We start from the raw sequence: 16,841 nt of genomic DNA on the forward strand, positions 1-16,841 counted from the left end.
GGCTGGCAAGGCAGCAGCCTACCGTGGCGGTCCATGGCGCCCACGGCGTCAGGTGGTGTCGTTCCCGCCGGTCAGAGGGGGTTTGTCCGGGTGGCGGGCGGCCCCGGGGGCCGCCGGTCGGGTCACTGGCGACGGTATCTCCGTTCTGTAGAGCGAAATTCTCATTCCGTTCCGTGGAAACCACTAGCGGTGGCGTGGCGGGTGCGGCGCCCCTCGCCGGACTCTTGACGGGCTCCGGATCGCCATGAAGACTCCTTCAACAGAACGTTGAATTTCACTCGGTGGAAGCGAACGGGGAGGTTCTGGGTGTCCGACGCGGCGGTGGAACTGGTACTGCGCTCGACGCGCGTCGTCACCCCCCGGGGGATGCGCGCCGCCTCGGTGGCCGTCTCCGGCGGGCAGATCGCGGCCGTGCTGCCTTACGCGGCCGGGGTACCGCCCGGCGCCCGGCTCGAAGACCTCGGCGACGACGTCCTCCTCCCCGGCCTGGTCGACACCCACGTCCACGTCAACGACCCCGGCCGCACCGAGTGGGAGGGGTTCTGGACGGCCACCCGCGCCGCCGCGGCCGGAGGCGTCACCACCCTCCTCGACATGCCGCTCAACTCCCTGCCGCCGACCACCACGGTCGCGGGCCTGCGCGTCAAGCAGGAGACGGCCCGCGCCAAGGCACACGTGGACGTCGGCTTCTGGGGCGGCGCCCTGCCCGGCAACGGCGCGGAGCTGCGGCCCCTGCACGAGGCCGGGGTCCACGGCTTCAAGTGCTTCCTGTCGCCCTCCGGCGTCGAGGAGTTCCCCCCGCTCGACCAGGAGGAGCTGGCCGCCGCCCTCACGGAGATCACCGGCTTCGGCGGCCTGCTGATCGTCCACGCCGAGGACCCGCACCACCTGGACGCGGCGCCACAGGTCCCGGGCCCCCGGTACGCCGACTTCCTGGCCTCGCGCCCCCCGATCGCCGAGAACACCGCGATCGGGAACCTGATCGCCCAGGCCAGGCGGCTCGACGCCCGCGTCCACGTCCTGCACCTGTCCTCCTCCGGCGCGCTGCCGCTGATCCGCGCGGCCAAGGCGGAGGGCGTCAGGATCACCGTCGAGTCCTGTCCGCACTTCCTCACCCTCACCGCCGAGGAGGTCCCCGACGGCGCCACCGAGTTCAAGTGCTGCCCGCCCATCCGGGAGGCCGCCAACCAGGACCTGCTGTGGGAGGCGCTCGCCGACGGCACCGTCGACTGCGTCGTCTCCGACCACTCGCCCTCCACCACCGACCTCAAGACCGGCGACTTCGCCACCGCGTGGGGCGGCATCTCCTCCCTCCAGCTCGGCCTGCCCGCGATCTGGACCGAGGCGCGCGGGCGCGGCCACACCCTGGAGGACGTGGCGCGCTGGATGTCCACCGCCCCGGCCGCGCTCGCGGGCCTGACGCGCAAGGGCGCCGTCGAGGCGGGCCGCGACGCCGACTTCGCCGTCCTCGCCCCCGACGAGACCTTCACCGTGGACCCGGCCCGCCTGCACCACCGCAACCGGGTCACGGCGTACGCGGGCCGGACCCTGCACGGCGTCGTGCGGTCCACCTGGCTGCGCGGCAGGCGGATCGCCGACCACGGCACCCCGACCGGGCCCACGGGCCGACTCCTCGAAAGGCAGAACTGACAGTGGCACAGCGCCCGACCGACACCGCCTCCTCCGATACGGCCTCCCCCTCCGCCGCCGCCTCCTTCACCGGCAACGCGAACCCCTACGGCGGCGGCGACCCGTACGCGGACTACCGCACCGCGGACTTCCCGTTCACCCGGTACGCCAACCTCGCCGCCCGGGAGCTGGGCGCCGGTGTCGTCGCCGCCAACGACGAGTTCTTCGCCGAGCGCGAGAACCTGCTCGTCGCCGGGGCCGCGCACTTCGACCCCGAGCACTTCGGCCACAAGGGCAAGGTCATGGACGGCTGGGAGACCCGCCGCCGCCGGGGCACCTCCGCCGGGCACCCCTGGCCGGCCCCCGAGGACCACGACCACGCCCTGATCCGCCTCGGCGCCCCCGGCGTCGTCCGCGGCATCGTCGTCGACACCGCCCACTTCCGCGGCAACATGCCGCAGGCCGTCTCGGTCCAGGGCGCCCGCGTCGAAGGCTCCCCCACGGCCGGGGAACTCCTCTCCGGCGAGGTCACGTGGACGACCCTCGTCGAGCGCACCCCCGTCGGCGGCCACGCGGCCAACGGCTTCGAGGTCACCGCCGGGCAGCGCTTCACCCACCTGCGGCTGAACCAGCACCCGGACGGCGGCATCGCCCGCCTGCGCGTCCACGGCGAGGTGCGCCCCGACCCGCGGTGGCTCGCCGCGCTCGGCACCTTCGACGTCGTCGCCCTGGAGAACGGCGGCTCGGTCGAGGACGCCTCCGACCGCTTCTACTCGCCGCCCGACCACACCATCAACCCGGGCCGCTCCCGCACGATGGGCGACGGCTGGGAGACCGCCCGCCGCCGGGACGACGGCAACGACTGGATTCGCTACCGGCTGGTCGCCGAGTCCGAGATCCGCGCCGTCGAGATCGACACCGCCTGCCTCAAGGGAAACGCGGCCGGCTGGGCCGCGCTGTCCGTCCGGTCCGGCGAGGGGGACGGGGAGGGAGAGGGCGAGAAGGGCGGGTGGACGGAGTTCCTGCCGCGCACCCGCCTCCAGCCCGACACCAACCACCGCTTCGTCCTGGACACCCCGGCGGTCGGCACCCACGTCCGCATCGACATCTTCCCGGACGGCGGGTTCTCCCGGCTGCGGCTGCACGGTTCGCTGACGGAGCCGGGCACGGCGGCCCACACGGCCCGCCACCAGGAACTCACCGGCTGACCCCACCTGGGCGCACCCGCGCACCCCCGCCACACCTGTCCCACCCATCTCACACCCGCCCGCCTGCCGTCTCCGTCCGCGCGCTCCGGGGCCACCGCCACGGCGGGGTGCGCGGGCGGTGGCGGCACACCCCTCGACGGCATGATCGACTCGCGGTAGCGTGTGCCAGCCCCCCGTGCGAGCCGCCGACGTCTCCACCCGTGACCCGCCCTGGAGATGCCGGTGTCCACCGTCGCCGTTCCCGCGCCCGCCCTCGCCCCCCGCCGGTCCTGGCACGCCGATCTGCCCGTCCTGGCCGTCGCCGTCGTCTGGGGCGGCAGCTACCTCGCCGCCAAGGGCATCACCACCACGCACACGGTGATCGCCGTCCTCGTGCTGCGCTTCGCCCTGGTCCTGCCCGTCCTCGTCGTCGCCGGGTGGCGGCGGCTGCGCGCGCTCACCCCCGCCCAGCTGCGCGGCGCCGCGCTGCTCGGCCTCGTACTCGGCGGGATCTTCCTGCTGGAGACCTACGGGGTCGTCCACACCTCCGCCACCAACGCCGGGCTGATCATCAGCCTGACCATGGTCTTCACCCCGCTCGCGGAGGCCGCCGTCCGCCGGGTCCGTCCGCCCGCCGCCTTCCTCGGCGCGGCGGCCGTCTCCCTCTGCGGGGTGGTGCTGCTGACCCAGGGCGGCGGGCTCACCGTGCCCGGCCTCGGTGACCTGCTCATCCTGTGCGCCGCCCTCGCCCGCACCCTGCACGTGCTCCTGATGGCCCGGATCAAGGCCGTCCAGGACGCCGACGCGCTCTCCCTGACCACCGTCCAGCTCGGCAGCGCCGTACTCGTCTTCGCCCTGCTCGCCGCCCTGCCCGGCACCGGCGCCTCCCCGTGGGCCGCCGCCGCGGACTTCGGCCCCGCCCAGTGGGCCGGACTGGCCTTCCTCTCCGTCTTCTGCACCCTCTTCGCCTTCTTCGTGCAGATGTGGGCCGTCCGCCGCACCTCGCCCTCCCGGGTCAGCCTGCTGCTCGGCACCGAGCCGCTGTGGGCCGCCGCCGCCGGTATCGCCCTCGCCGGCGAACACCTCGGCCCGGTCGGCCTCGCGGGCGTCGTCCTGGTCCTGGCGGGCACCGCCTGGGGCCGCCGCGCCGCGGCCCCAGGCCCCGCCTGAACGTGTGGCCGGGCACCACCTGAACGTGTGACCGGAAAGGGCTGGTCGCACGGACGTGCCCCCGCCGTACTGTGGGCCGATGCCAGTAGTGGACATCAGTGCGGATGCCGAGAACTTCTACGCCGACCCCTACCCCCTGTACGCCCGGCTGCGCGAGGCCGGACCGGTCCACCAGGTCCTCCTGTGGGCCGAGTACGGGCCGAGCTGGCTCGTCGTCGGCCACCACGAGGCCCGGCAGGCGCTCAACCATCCGGAACTGGCCAAGGACTGGCGCTCCTCGGGCCTCTTCCCGGGGGTGGCGGTCTCGGAGGCCAACACGAACATGCTGGAGTCCGACCCGCCGCACCACACCCGGCTGCGCCGCCTGGTCGCCGGGGAGTTCACGGCCCGCCGCGTCGAGGCCCTGCGCCCGCGCGTCCAGCAGATCACCGACGAACTGCTGGACGCCATGGCCGCCCGCCCGGAGCGCACCGCGGACCTGATCGAGGCCCTGGCCTTCCCGCTGCCGATGACGGTGATCTGCGAGCTGCTCGGCGTCCCCGGCCTGGACCGCGACCGCTTCCGCCACTGGTCCCGGGAGGTCGTGGCACCGACCACCACCACCGCGGAGGGCACCGCGCACCGGGAGCTGAGCTGCTACCTCGCCGAGCTGGTCGAGGCCAAGGCGAAGGCCCCCGGCGAGGACCTGCTCAGCGCGCTGATCCGCACCCGCGACGAGGACGGCGACGCCCTCGCCCCCGACGAGCTGATCGGCATGGCCTTCCTGCTGCTGGTCGCGGGCCACGAGACCACCGTCAACCTCATCTCCAACGGCGTACGGGCCCTCCTGGACCACCCCGCCCAGCTGGCCGCGGTGCGCGCCGACCCCGACGGCCTGCTCGCCGGGGCGGTCGAGGAGATGCTCCGCTACGACGGCCCGCTCCAGAACGCCACCTTCCGCTACGCCCGCCAGGACGTGGAGCTCGGCGGGACCGTGATCCCGGCCGGGGCCATCGTCATGGTCTCGCTGGCCGCGGCGGGCCGCGACCCCGGGCGGTTCCCGCGGCCCGACGCCTTCGACATCCGCCGCGCCCCGCAGGGCCACCTCGCCTTCGGCCACGGGCCGCACTTCTGCATCGGCGCCCCGCTGGCCCGGATGGAGGGCCGCATCGCCCTCCGCGGCCTGCTGGACCGCTTCCCGGACCTGGCCCGCGACCCCGCCGGAGAGCCGCCGCTGTGGCTGCCGGGCGGCCTGATGCGGGGTGTGACCCGGCTCCCGGTGTGCTGGTGACCCGCTGGTGATCCCGGCCGTCGCCCGTCCGCCGGAAACCCACGGGCCCCGCCGGCCCGGACCCCCCGGCCGCTCACCGGTCCGGCAGCTCCTCCATCCGGACCCGCCGCCGCTCCCGCCGCGACCGCTCGCACGCCTCCGCGACCCGGAACGCGGCCAGCGCCTCCCCGCCGTCGCAGAGGTTGGGGCCCGTGCCGCGCACCAGCCGCACGAACGCCGTCAGCTCCGCCAGGTACGCCGGGCCGAACCGCTCCAGGAACCCCGTCCACGGCAGGCTCGCCGGGGGCGGGCCCTTCGGCTCCGTCGAGGCGATCGGCGTCCGGTCGTCCAGCCCGGCGGACACCTGGTCCAGCTCCCCGGCCAGCTCCATCCGCACGTCGTAGCCGGCGCCGTTGCAGCGGGTCCCGGTCGAGGTGACCAGCGTCCCGTCGTCCAGGGTGAGCACGGCCGCCGCCGTGTCGATGTCGCCCGTCTCCCGGAACCGGGCCGGGCCCGCGTCCGACCCGGCCGCGTACACCTCGCTCACCTCGCGCCCGGTCACCCAGCGGACCATGTCGAAGTCGTGCACCAGACAGTCCCGGTACAGACCCCCGGAGGCCGCCAGGTACGCGGCCTCCGGCGGCGCCGGATCGGCCGTCATCGTCCGTACGGTGTGCAGCCGCCCCAGCGCACCCGAACGGACCAGCTCCCGCGCCGTGCGGTACCCCGCGTCGAAACGGCGCATGAACCCCACCTGGAGCGTCCCGCCCAGGGCCGTCACCTCGCGCACGACCGCCAGCGTCCGCTCCAGGTCGCGGGCGAGCGGCTTCTCGCAGAAGACCGGCAGCCCGCCCCGCACCGCCCGGACGACCAGCTCCGCGTGCCCCTCGGTGGCGCAGGCCACGACCACCGCGTCCACGCCCCAGGCGAAGACCTCCTCGACCGAGGGCGCGGCGGTGGCACCCAGCCGGACGGCCAGGCGGGCCGCCCGCGCGGGGTCGGCGTCGGCGAGCAGGAGCGACCCCGCTTCCGGGTGGCGGGCCAGGGCCGCCGCGTGGAAGGAGCCGATCCGGCCCGTCCCGATGAGCCCGATGCGCATGCACTCAACGTGAACCCGTCCGGGGGACCTGTCAATCTGCCCGGGCATGCCCCGATGACCCCGCATGCTCCACTGTGGCGGATACTGGGCGGCTGGAACCGGAATGACCGAATTGATGACGAGGGAAGGGCACGGCGACGTGGCTAGGGTTCGGACAGGGGTACGCGTCGTGGGCGCCGTGCTCGCGGCGGTACTGGGAGCCTCGCTCGCGGGCTGCAGCAGCACGGGCGGCAAGCGCGCCGAGGAGCGGGCACAGGCCGCCGAGCAGGGCCGGCCGGCCGTCTCCACCCCGCGCTGGACCTTCGCGATGGTCACGCACGCGGGCGACGGAGACACCTTCTGGGACATCGTCCAGAAGGGTGCTAAGGAAGCCGCGGCGAAGGACAACATCAACTTCGTCTACGCCCACGACGACCAGGCGCAGCAGCAGGCGCAGTTCGTGCAGAACGCCATCGACCAGAAGGTCGACGGCCTCATCGTCAGCCTCGCCAAGCCCGAGGCGCTCAAGGACGTCGTCGCCAAGGCCGTCAAGGCCGGCATCCCGGTGATCACCGTCAACTCGGGCTCCGCCCAGTCCGCCGCGTACGGCGCCCTGACCCACATCGGCCAGGACGAGGAGATCGCGGGCGAGGCGGTCGGCACCGAGCTGACCGCGCGCGGCCGCAAGAAGGCCGTCTGCGTCCTGCACGAGCAGGGCAACGTCGGCCACGAGCAGCGGTGCGCCGGGGCGAGGAAGACCTTCACCGGCACCCTGGAGAACCTGTACGTCGAGGGCACCAACATGCCCTCCGTCCAGGCGGCCCTCCAGGCCAAGCTCCAGGCCGACCCGTCCATCGACGCGGTCGTCACCCTCGGCGCGCCCTTCGCCCCCACCGCCGTCAAGGCGAAGGAGGCCGCGGGCAGCAAGGCCGAGGTGGACACCTTCGACCTCAACGAGTCCGTCGCCCGCGACCTGAAATCCGGCGCCCTCGGCTTCGCCGTCGACCAGCAGCCCTACCTCCAGGGCTACGAGGCCGTCGACCTGCTCTGGCTCTACCGCTACAACGCGGACGTGCTCGGCGGCGGCCGTCCGGTCCTCACCGGCCCGCAGATCGTCACCGCCGCGCAGGCCACCGCGCTGGAGGAGTACATCGAGCGGGGCACCCGATGAGCGCGCCCGCCCCCGCGGCCGTCGACGAACGCCTCGCCCCGGCCTCCCTGCTCCGCACCCTGCTGGCCCGCCCCGAGCTGGGCGCGGTGGTCGGCGCCGCCGCCGTCTTCGTCTTCTTCTCCTTCGCGGCGGACAGCTTCCTCCAGCCCTCCAGCCTCAGCACGATCCTCTACTCGGCCTCCACCATCGGGATCATGGCCGTCCCGGTGGCCCTGCTGATGATCGGCGGGGAGTTCGACCTGTCCGCCGGGGTCATGGTCACCACCTCGGCGCTGTTCAGCTCGATGTTCAGCTACCAGCTGACCGCGAACGTCTGGGCCGGGGTCGGGGTCTCCCTGCTGGTCACGCTGGCCATCGGGTTCTTCAACGGGTTCATGCTGACCCGGACGAAACTGCCGAGCTTCATCATCACGCTCGGCACCTTCCTGATGCTGACCGGCCTGAACCTCGGCTTCACCAAACTGATCAGCGGCTCGGTCTCCACCAGGAGCATCGCCGACATGGAGGGCTTCTCCTCCGCGAGCGCGCTCTTCGCCTCGCAGTGGACCTTCGGCCCGGTCACCCTCAAGGTCACCATCCTGTGGTGGCTGGTCCTGGTCGCCGTCGCCACCTGGGTCCTGCTGCGCACCCGCGCCGGAAACTGGATCTTCGCGGTGGGCGGCGGGGCCGACGCGGCCCGCGCGGTCGGCGTCCCGGTCGTCAAGACCCGGATCGGCCTCTACATGGGCGTGGCCCTGTGCGCCTGGATCGCCGGGCAGCACATCCTGTTCTCGTTCGACGTGGTCCAGTCGGGCGAGGGCGTCGGCAACGAGTTCCTGTACATCATCGCGGCCGTCATCGGCGGCTGCCTGATGACCGGCGGCTACGGCTCCGCCATCGGTTCGGCGGTCGGCGCCTTCATCTTCGGCATGACCAGCAACGGCATCGTCTACGCCCAGTGGAACCCGGACTGGTTCAAGTTCTTCCTCGGCGCGATGCTGCTGCTGGCCACGCTGCTCAACGCGTGGGTCCGCAAGCGGGCGGAGGCGAAGTGAGCGTGAACCCCGACCCCGATACCGATACCGCCCCCGATACCGTCGCGCCCCCGCTGGTGAGGCTGACCGGGGTCAGCAAGTACTACGGCAACATCCGCGCCCTCCAGGACGTCTCCCTGGAGGTCTCGGCCGGTGAGATCACCTGCGTCCTCGGCGACAACGGCGCCGGCAAGTCCACCCTCATCAAGATCATCGCGGGGCTGCACCGCCACGACGCGGGCAGCTTCGAGATCGAGGGCGAACAGACCGTGCTCGCCAACCCGCGCGCCGCCCTCGACCACGGCATCGCCACCGTCTACCAGGACCTGGCCGTCGTCCCGCTCATGCCCGTCTGGCGGAACTTCTTCCTCGGCTCCGAGCCCACCAAGGGCCGCGGCCCCTTCCGCCGGCTCGACGTGGACCGGATGCGCGCGACCACCCGTGCCGAACTGCTCCGCATGGGCATCGACCTGCGCGACGTCGACCAGCCGATCGGCACCCTGTCCGGCGGCGAACGGCAGTGCGTGGCCATCGCCCGCGCCGTCCACTTCGGCGCCAAGGTCCTCGTCCTGGACGAGCCGACCGCCGCCCTCGGCGTCAAACAGTCCGGCGTGGTCCTCAAGTACGTCGCCGCCGCCCGCGACGCCGGCCTCGGCGTGGTCCTGATCACCCACAACCCGCACCACGCCTACCTGGTCGGGGACCGCTTCGTCCTCCTCAAGCGCGGCACCATGGCGGGCAGCCACACCCGTGACTCGGTCACCCTGGACGAGCTGACGCGCCAGATGGCGGGCGGCTCCGAGCTGGACGAGCTGAGCCACGAACTGGAGCGGGTGGCAGAATCAGGCCCGCAGACCCCTTCGTCCGGCCCGGACACCCCGTCCGGCACCATCGCACCCTGAGGGACGGCACGACTCGATGAGCACGTACCGGGACTTCACGCTCGCCCACCGAGGCGCGGCCCGGGGCACCGTCCTGCGGACCATCGGGACCCGGGAGCGGCGCTCGCACCTGACCGCCCCGAGGGTCCCGACCGTCGGCATCGACATCGGCGGCACCAAGGTGATGGCGGGCGTCGTCGACGCCGACGGCGTCATCCTGGAGAAGATCCGCACCGAGACCCCCGACAAGTCCAAGAGCCCCAAGGTCGTCGAGGACACCATCGTCGAGCTGGTCCTGGACCTCTCCGACCGGCACGACGTCCACGCCGTGGGCATCGGCGCCGCCGGCTGGGTCGACGCCGACCGCTCCCGCGTCCTGTTCGCACCCCACCTGGCCTGGCGCGACGAGCCGCTGCGCGACGCCCTGCAATCCCGCCTCGCGGTGCCGGTCATGGTCGACAACGACGCCAACACCGCCGCCTGGGCCGAATGGCGTTTCGGCGCCGGACGCGGCGAGGACCACCTCGTCATGATCACGCTCGGCACCGGCATCGGCGGGGCCATCCTCGAAGGCGGCCAGGTCAAGCGCGGCCGGTACGGGGTGGCCGGCGAGTTCGGCCACATGCAGGTCGTCCCCGGCGGCCACCGCTGCCCCTGCGGCAACCGCGGCTGCTGGGAGCAGTACAGCTCCGGCAACGCCCTGGTCCGCGAGGCCCGCGAGCTGGCCGCCGCCGACTCCCCGGTCGCCCAGGGCCTCATCGACCGCGTCGGCGGCAACGTCCAGGAGATCACCGGGCCGCTCATCACCGAGCTGGCCCGCGAGGGCGACGCCATGTGCGTCGAACTCCTCCAGGACATCGGCCAGTGGCTCGGCGTCGGCATCGCCAACCTCGCCGCCGCCCTCGACCCCTCCTGCTTCGTCATCGGCGGCGGCGTCAGCGCCGCCGACGACCTGCTGATCGGCCCCGCCCGGGACGCCTTCCGCCGCCACCTCACCGGCCGCGGCTACCGCCCCGAGGCCCGCATCGCCAAGGCCCAGCTCGGCCCCGAGGCCGGCATGGTCGGCGCCGCCGACCTCTCCCGCCTCGTCGCCCGCCGCTTCCGCCGCGCCACCCGGCGGCGCGTCGAGCGGTACGAGCGCTACGCGCAACTGGGGCGGCGAGGCGAAGCCGCGGCGAAGGACCAGGAACAGGAACAGCAGTGACCCCGCCCTCCCTGCCCCACCAGGCCCCCGCCCCCGACGACGCCGGCGCGCCGCGGCCCCCCGCCGAGGCCCGCCGCCACGCCGTCCGGCGCCGGGTGATCACCGCGATCATCATCCTGCTGCTGATCGGCGTCCCCGCCGGCTACCTCGTCGTCTCCGCCCAGCAGAGCCGCCAGAGCGGCCGGGACAAGGCCGCCAAGGTCGGCGCGACCAAGGTGCGCCCCGGCTGGCCCTCCAAGGTGCAGCGCGCCGTCTACGAGATCCCCATCCCGATCGACGCCTGGCGGGTCGGGTTCCTGGAGACCAACAACTGGCGCAGCAGCCGGCTCTTCACCCAGTTCGCGGTCACCCCGGCGGACCTGGACACCTTCCTGGCCGACTCGGGCACCAGCCTGGCCGAGCTGACCCCCGGCGTCGCGATCTCCCCGCACGACGCCGAGGTCGCGGGCTGGAGCTGGAGCCCCCGGTCCACCTGGTACGGGACCACCCTGGAACAGCCGAACCCGCGCCCGACCCGCGACATCACGGTGGACCTCACGGACCCGGCCAAACCCAAGGTCTACGTGGTGTCCACGGCCGTCCCGTAGCCCTGGGCCCCGATGACCGGCCGGGCACGGCACTAGCCTGGGATCATGAAGCTCACCAAGCGGCTGCACTCCTGTGTCCAGCTGGAGAAGGACGGGCGCACGCTCGTCATCGACCCGGGCGCCTTCAGCGAGCCGGACGCGGGCCTCGGGGCGGACGCCCTGCTGGTCACGCACGAACACCCCGACCACTTCGAGGAAGGCCGGCTGCGCGCAGCCCTCGACGCCGACCCGGCCGCCCGGCTGTGGACCCTGCGCAGCGTCGCGGAGCGGCTCGCCCCCGCCTACCCGGGCCGGGTCCACACCGTCGGCCACGGCGACACCTTCACCGCCGCCGGGTTCGACGTCCAGGTCCACGGCGAGCTGCACGCCGTGATCCACCCGGAGCTGCCGCGCGTCACCAACGTCGGCTTCCTCGTCGAGGGCTCGCTCTTCCACCCGGGCGACGCGCTGACCGTGCCCGGGGTCCCCGTCGAGACCCTGCTGCTCCCGGTGCACGCACCCTGGAACAAGGTCTCCGAGGTGATCGACTACCTCCGCGAGGTCGCCCCGCGCCAGGCCCTCGACATCCACGACGCCTATCTCTCGGACCTGGCCCGGCCCCTCTACGACGGCCTGCTCGGCGCCCTCGGCGGCGCCCCGCACGGCCGGCTCGCCGCCGGGGACACCACCGCGGTGTGACGGCGGCACGGCCCGCCGGACGCGTTCGCGGGGGAGGGCCCCACCGGGCGGCCCGCCCCCGCCGGGGTGCCCGGCGGGTTCCCCGGCCGCCCCGTGCGCGCGGGCCGGGAACGGTAGGTTGGGACGCATGCGTATCGCCACGTTCAACGTCAACTCGATCACCGCCCGGCTGCCGCGCCTGCTGGCCTGGCTGGAGAGCTCCGGCACGGACGTCCTGTGCGTCCAGGAGACCAAGTGCTCCGAGGCGCAGTTCCCGTACGCCGAGCTGCGCGAGCTGGGGTACGAGTCGGCCGTGAACGCGACCGGCCGGTGGAACGGCGTGGCGCTGCTCTCCCGGGTCGGCCTCAAGGACGTGGTGACGGGCCTGCCCGGCGGGCCCGGGTACGAGGGCGTCCAGGAGCCCCGCGCCGTCTCCGCCACCTGCGGCGGGGTCCGCGTCTGGTCGGTGTACGTGCCCAACGGCCGCGAGGTCGCGCACGACCACTACGGCTACAAGCTGAAGTGGCTCGGCGCCCTGACCGAGGCCGTCGCCGCGGACGCGGCCGGCCCGCGCCCCTTCGCGGTGCTCGGCGACTTCAACGTGGCCCCGGTCGACGAGGACGTCTGGGACCCGGCCGTCTTCGAGGGCGCCACCCACGTCACCCCGGCCGAGCGGGCCGCCCTGGAGTCGCTGCGCGACACCGGACTCTCCGACGTCTTCCCGCGCGCCCTCAAGTACGACCACCCGTACACCTTCTGGGACTACCGGATGCTCGCCTTCCCCAAGAACAAGGGCATGCGCATCGACCTGGTGTACGGGAACGAGTCCTTCACCAAGGCCGTCACCGACGCCTACGTCGACCGCGAGGAACGCAAGGGCAAGGGCGCCTCCGACCACGCGCCGGTCGTGGTCGATCTGGACGTACCGCCTTCCCCGTAGACCGGTGCGGGTCCCCGCAGATCCGTCCCGCCCGGTCCAGGCGCGCCCTGTGGTCAGTGGCGGGGGCGGGTGCGACGCTGGGCGGTATGAACATCCCCTTCCTGGGCACCTGGCGGAACCGGCACGAGACACCACGGGGCGCGGGGCTCGCGACCGCCCTCGCCGACGATCCCGAGGGCGTCGCCGAGCTGTTCTCGGAGTGCGAGATGCTGCGGGCCCAGGCGCGGGCCGCCGGGCTCGAACTCGACCGTAGCCCGGCCTCGTTGGAGGCGCTCGACCAGCTGACGCCGCGCTGGCGGCGCGACCCCGAGGTCGTCCCCTGGCTCGGCAACGACGCGGGCTTCTACCTCGGGACCGTGATCGTCCACAGCGTCCCGGGGGCCGCCTGGCAGGTGTGGCCGGACGGCCGGCCGGTGATCCGGCTGGCCTCGGGCCGGGAGCTGGACGTGGTCGAGTCGGGTGTTTCCTGGGCGATGACAGGCTCCCCCGAACTCAGCCAGGCGTTCGCCGAGGCCTCCGAGGGCTGACCGTTCCACCCGGATTCAGCTTTATGCCCGCTTCGGGCGTGTCGAGGTGAAGTGCCCTTCCCCGGCTGGATAGTTTGCGCTGACCGCGACACCGACAAGTGGGCAGGGCAGCGCATGGCCGTCGATCCGTTGATCGAGCTGCGGGACGTCAACAAGTACTACGGAACCCTGCACGTCCTCCAGGACATCAACCTCACCGTCGGCCGCGGGGAGGTGGTGGTGGTCATCGGCCCCTCCGGCTCCGGGAAGTCGACCCTGTGCCGGACGGTCAACCGGCTGGAGACCATCGAGTCGGGCACCATCACCCTCGACGGGAAACCGCTCCCCGCCGAGGGCCGGGAACTGGCCCAGCTGCGCGCCGAGGTCGGGATGGTCTTCCAGTCCTTCAACCTCTTCGCCCACAAGACCGTCCTGGCCAACGTCTCGCTCGCCCAGACCAAGGTCAGGAAGCGCAGGCGGGACGACGCCGACAAACGCTCCCGCGAACTCCTCGAACGCGTCGGCCTCGCCGACCAGGCGGCCAAGTACCCGGCGCAGCTCTCCGGCGGCCAGCAGCAGCGCGTGGCCATCGCCCGCGCCCTCGCCATGAGCCCCAAGGCCCTGCTCTTCGACGAGCCCACCTCGGCGCTCGACCCGGAGATGATCAACGAGGTGCTGGAGGTCATGCAGCAGCTCGCCCGGGAGGGCATGACGATGGTCGTGGTCACGCACGAGATGGGTTTCGCCCGCTCCGCGGCCAACCGGGTCGTCTTCATGGCCGACGGGAAGATCATCGAGGACCGGAGCCCGGAGGCGTTCTTCACCGCCCCCGAGAGCGACCGGGCCAAGGACTTCCTCTCCAAGATCCTCAAGCACTGAGGGGCGCCCGATGATCCCCGCTCCCGCCCCCACCCGCACCCCCACCCCCGCGACGGCCCGCCCCCTGCCCCGGCTCCGCGCCCTGTCCCGGGCCCTGGCCCTCGCCCTGGCGCTGCTCACCGCGGCCGGGGCCGTCGCGGGCTGCGGCAGGCCCGGCAGCCCGCCGGTCAAGGGTCCGCAGCCCGAGAGCCTGCCGGTGTACCGGGTCGCCACCCCCTTCCAGTTGCCCTCCTCGCCCACCTGGGAGAAGGCCAGGAGCCGGGGCCACCTGGTGGTCGGCGCCAAGGAGGACCAGCCGTACCTGGGCGAGAAGGACCCGGCGACCGGCGTCTACTCCGGCTTCGACATCGAGATCGCCAAGATGATGGCGGCCTCGCTCGGCTTCGACCCCGCCACCGTCGAGTTCCGGACGATCGCCTCCGCCAACCGCGAGACCGCCCTGCAGAACGGCCAGATCGACTACTACGTCGGCACCTACACCATCAACGACAACCGCAAGAAACAGGTCGGCTTCGCCGGTCCCTACTACATGGCGGGCCAGTCCCTCCTCGTGCGCAGGAACGAGGAGCACATCAAGGGCCCCCAGGACCTCGCCGGCAAACGGGTCTGCTCCGCCGCCGGTTCCACCCCGTACCAGCGCCTCCAGAAGGACTTCCCCCAGGCGGTCCTGGTCGCCTACGACACCTACTCGGTCTGCGTGGACAACCTGCTCACCTACCAGGTCGACGCCGTCTCCACCGACGACTCGATCCTCCTCGGCTACGCCGCCAAGGTCCCCGACGAACTCAAGGTCGTCGGCAAGCCGTTCTCCAAGGAGCCCTACGGCATCGGCGTCCCGCGCGGCGACAACGCCCTGCGCTTCGCCCTCGACGACGCCCTGGCGGCGCGGGAACACAACGGGGACTGGAAGAAGGCGTACGAGGCCACGCTCGGCCTGTCCGGTGTGCCCGCGCCGCAGCCGCCCGCCATCGACCGCTACCCGGCGAGCTGAGGGAGGCCACCGCCATGGACGTACTCACCGACAACTTCGCGCTCTACGGGAAGGGGTTCCTGGGCACGGTCGAACTGACCTTCTTCTCCTCCCTCCTCGCCCTGCTCCTGGGCTTCCTGATGGCCTCCTTCCGGGTCGCCCCCATCGGCTCCTTCCGGGTCTTCGGCACGGTCTGGGTCACCGTCCTGCGCAACACCCCGCTCACCCTGCTCTTCTTCGCCGTCCTGCTCGGGCTGCCCCGCTTCGGGCTGGTCCTGCCCTTCCCGGTCTTCGCCGTCCTGGCGCTCGGCTGCTACACCTCCGCCTTCATCTGCGAGGCGCTGCGCGCGGGCATCAACACCGTGCCCAAGGGCCAGGGCGAGGCCGCCCGCAGCCTGGGCATGTCCTTCGGGCAGACCCTGGGCGCGGTGGTGCTCCCGCAGGCGTTCCGCTCCGTCATCCCGCCCATCGGCTCCACCCTGATCGCCCTCGCCAAGAACTCGGCGATCGCCGGGGCCTTCAGCGTCACCGAGCTGCTGGGCACCTACAAGACCCTCAGCGAGCTGGGCTACAGCATCATCTGGACCTTCGTCTGGATCGCCGTCGGCTACCTGATCATCACCCTGTCCATCAGCGCGCTCTTCGCCGTGCTGGAGAAGCGCTGGGGAGTCGCCCGATGACCGCGCACGCGCCGCAGGGGGACACGCAGTCCACCGCCCTCTACGACATCCCGGGCCCCCGGGCCCGGCGCCGGCACGCCCTCTACGGGGTCGCCTCGACGGTGGTGATCCTCGGGCTGCTCGGCTGGCTGGTCCACCTGCTCTTCGCCACGGACCAGTTCACCGCCGAGAAGTGGGGCCCCTTCGCGTACAAGGGCATCCAGGAGCTGCTGCTCACCGGGCTGGGCAACACCCTCAAGGCGTTCGCCTACGCCTCGGTGCTCTCGCTCCTGCTCGGCGCGGTCCTCGCCACCGGACGGCTCTCGGTCCACCGGCCGCTGCGCTGGCTGGCCACGCTGTGCGTGGAGTTCTTCCGGGCCATGCCGGTCCTGGTGATGATCTTCTTCATCTTCGTGGCGCTGAAGGTCCAGCCGCTGCCCGCGCTGGTGGCGGGGCTGACCCTGTACAACGGCTCGGTGCTCGCCGAGGTCTTCCGTACGGGCATCAACGCGGTGGACCGGGGCCAGCGCGAGGCGGCGTACGCCCTGGGCATGCGCAAGACGCAGGTGATGACCTTCGTCCTCGCCCCGCAAGGGGTCCGGGCGATGCTGCCGACGATCATCAGCCAGCTGGTGGTGGCCCTGAAGGACACCTCGCTCGGCTACCTGATCACCTACGAGGAGTTCCTGCACGCGGGCAAGCTGATCGCCTCGAACCTCGACTACGACCTGCCGTTCATCCCCGTCGTGATGATCATCTCGCCGATCTACATCGGGATGTGCATGCTGCTCTCCTGGTTCGCCACCTGGGTCTCCCGGCGCCAGCGGCGCGACCCGAAGACCGAGGCGGTCCACCTCGACGTGACCGTACCGGGCATGGCGCCCCTGCCCGGCGGGCCGCAGTAGAGCCGGTCACGACGCGGGGGCCGGGGGGGGGGGGCCGCCCCCCCCCCCCCCCCCCCCCCCCCCCCCCCCCCCCCCCGGGGGGGGCCCCCCCCCCCCCCCCCGGCCCGCCGGGCCCCGCCCGGGCACTACTTGTACGGCGTGACGTAGAAGACGCAG

At 72.9% G+C, this 16,841-nt stretch carries 17 protein-coding genes; 16 read left to right on the plus strand and 1 reads right to left on the minus strand.

Annotated features, from left to right (window positions below; all coding sequences use genetic code 11):
* Positions 1-366: 366 nt before the first annotated feature.
* The 4 genes from allB to ACIA5F_RS26505 all read left to right on the plus strand — a co-directional run bounded on the left by allB (position 367) and on the right by ACIA5F_RS26505 (position 5,256).
* Positions 367-1,650, plus strand: coding sequence for an allantoinase AllB (allB, locus tag ACIA5F_RS26490; RefSeq protein ID WP_399357138.1), 1,284 nt, complete (start codon positions 367-369; stop codon positions 1,648-1,650).
* A 2-nt stretch (positions 1,651-1,652) separates the two neighbouring features.
* Positions 1,653-2,837: an allantoicase gene (gene alc, locus ACIA5F_RS26495; RefSeq protein WP_399357106.1), complete on the plus strand. Its 1,185-nt coding sequence runs from the start codon at positions 1,653-1,655 to the stop codon at positions 2,835-2,837.
* A 216-nt stretch (positions 2,838-3,053) separates the two neighbouring features.
* The gene (locus tag ACIA5F_RS26500) at positions 3,054-3,986 is read left to right on the plus strand and encodes a DMT family transporter (protein WP_399357108.1); all 933 of its coding nucleotides are present in this window, start codon (positions 3,054-3,056) and stop codon (positions 3,984-3,986) included.
* 79 nt (positions 3,987-4,065) lie between these two features.
* Positions 4,066-5,256 (plus strand): cytochrome P450, encoded by a 1,191-nt coding sequence (locus ACIA5F_RS26505; protein WP_399357110.1) that lies wholly within the window; start codon positions 4,066-4,068, stop codon positions 5,254-5,256.
* A 73-nt stretch (positions 5,257-5,329) separates the two neighbouring features.
* Here ACIA5F_RS26505 and ACIA5F_RS26510 read toward each other — a convergent pair whose 3' ends face one another.
* Positions 5,330-6,334 carry a Gfo/Idh/MocA family oxidoreductase gene (locus ACIA5F_RS26510; RefSeq protein ID WP_399357112.1) on the minus strand — a complete coding sequence of 335 codons (1,005 nt, stop codon included), beginning with the start codon at positions 6,332-6,334 and terminating at the stop codon, positions 5,330-5,332.
* 169 nt (positions 6,335-6,503) lie between these two features.
* Here ACIA5F_RS26510 and ACIA5F_RS26515 point away from each other — a divergent pair, with 169 nt between their 5' ends.
* From ACIA5F_RS26515 to ACIA5F_RS26570, 12 genes are all read left to right on the plus strand, one after another.
* Positions 6,504-7,484, plus strand: coding sequence for a sugar ABC transporter substrate-binding protein (locus ACIA5F_RS26515; protein ID WP_399357114.1), 981 nt, complete (start codon positions 6,504-6,506; stop codon positions 7,482-7,484).
* Entirely contained in the window at positions 7,481-8,518 is a 1,038-nt protein-coding gene (locus ACIA5F_RS26520) for an ABC transporter permease (RefSeq protein WP_399357116.1), read from the plus strand. Before ACIA5F_RS26515 ends, ACIA5F_RS26520 begins: the two co-directional genes overlap by 4 nt.
* Positions 8,519-8,520: 2 nt before the next feature.
* Entirely contained in the window at positions 8,521-9,399 is an 879-nt protein-coding gene (locus ACIA5F_RS26525) for an ATP-binding cassette domain-containing protein (protein WP_399357140.1), read from the plus strand.
* Between the two features lie 16 nt (positions 9,400-9,415).
* The gene (locus ACIA5F_RS26530) at positions 9,416-10,582 is read left to right on the plus strand and encodes an ROK family glucokinase (RefSeq protein WP_399357118.1); all 1,167 of its coding nucleotides are present in this window, start codon (positions 9,416-9,418) and stop codon (positions 10,580-10,582) included.
* Positions 10,579-11,169: a hypothetical protein gene (locus ACIA5F_RS26535; RefSeq protein ID WP_399357120.1), complete on the plus strand. Its 591-nt coding sequence runs from the start codon at positions 10,579-10,581 to the stop codon at positions 11,167-11,169. Before ACIA5F_RS26530 ends, ACIA5F_RS26535 begins: the two co-directional genes overlap by 4 nt.
* Positions 11,170-11,214: 45 nt before the next feature.
* Complete coding sequence (locus ACIA5F_RS26540; RefSeq protein ID WP_399357122.1) at positions 11,215-11,847, plus strand: MBL fold metallo-hydrolase; 633 nt, start codon at positions 11,215-11,217, stop codon at positions 11,845-11,847.
* Positions 11,848-11,974: 127 nt separating this feature from the next.
* Positions 11,975-12,766, plus strand: a complete 792-nt coding sequence (locus tag ACIA5F_RS26545; RefSeq protein ID WP_399357124.1) for an exodeoxyribonuclease III — start codon at positions 11,975-11,977, stop codon at positions 12,764-12,766.
* 86 nt (positions 12,767-12,852) lie between these two features.
* Positions 12,853-13,293, plus strand: coding sequence for a DUF6278 family protein (locus tag ACIA5F_RS26550; RefSeq protein ID WP_399357126.1), 441 nt, complete (start codon positions 12,853-12,855; stop codon positions 13,291-13,293).
* Positions 13,294-13,407: 114 nt separating this feature from the next.
* Entirely contained in the window at positions 13,408-14,151 is a 744-nt protein-coding gene (locus ACIA5F_RS26555) for an amino acid ABC transporter ATP-binding protein (protein WP_399357128.1), read from the plus strand.
* Between the two features lie 10 nt (positions 14,152-14,161).
* A complete protein-coding gene (locus tag ACIA5F_RS26560) occupies positions 14,162-15,142 on the plus strand; it encodes a glutamate ABC transporter substrate-binding protein (RefSeq protein ID WP_399357130.1) in 981 nt (326 codons plus the stop codon).
* A 14-nt stretch (positions 15,143-15,156) separates the two neighbouring features.
* Positions 15,157-15,801: an amino acid ABC transporter permease gene (locus tag ACIA5F_RS26565; protein WP_399357132.1), complete on the plus strand. Its 645-nt coding sequence runs from the start codon at positions 15,157-15,159 to the stop codon at positions 15,799-15,801.
* Entirely contained in the window at positions 15,798-16,685 is an 888-nt protein-coding gene (locus ACIA5F_RS26570) for an amino acid ABC transporter permease (RefSeq protein WP_399357134.1), read from the plus strand. Before ACIA5F_RS26565 ends, ACIA5F_RS26570 begins: the two co-directional genes overlap by 4 nt.
* Positions 16,686-16,841 lie beyond the last annotated feature (156 nt).

Source organism: Streptomyces sp. NPDC051567, from assembly GCF_044454165.1.
Lineage (GTDB): Bacteria > Actinomycetota > Actinomycetes > Streptomycetales > Streptomycetaceae > Streptomyces.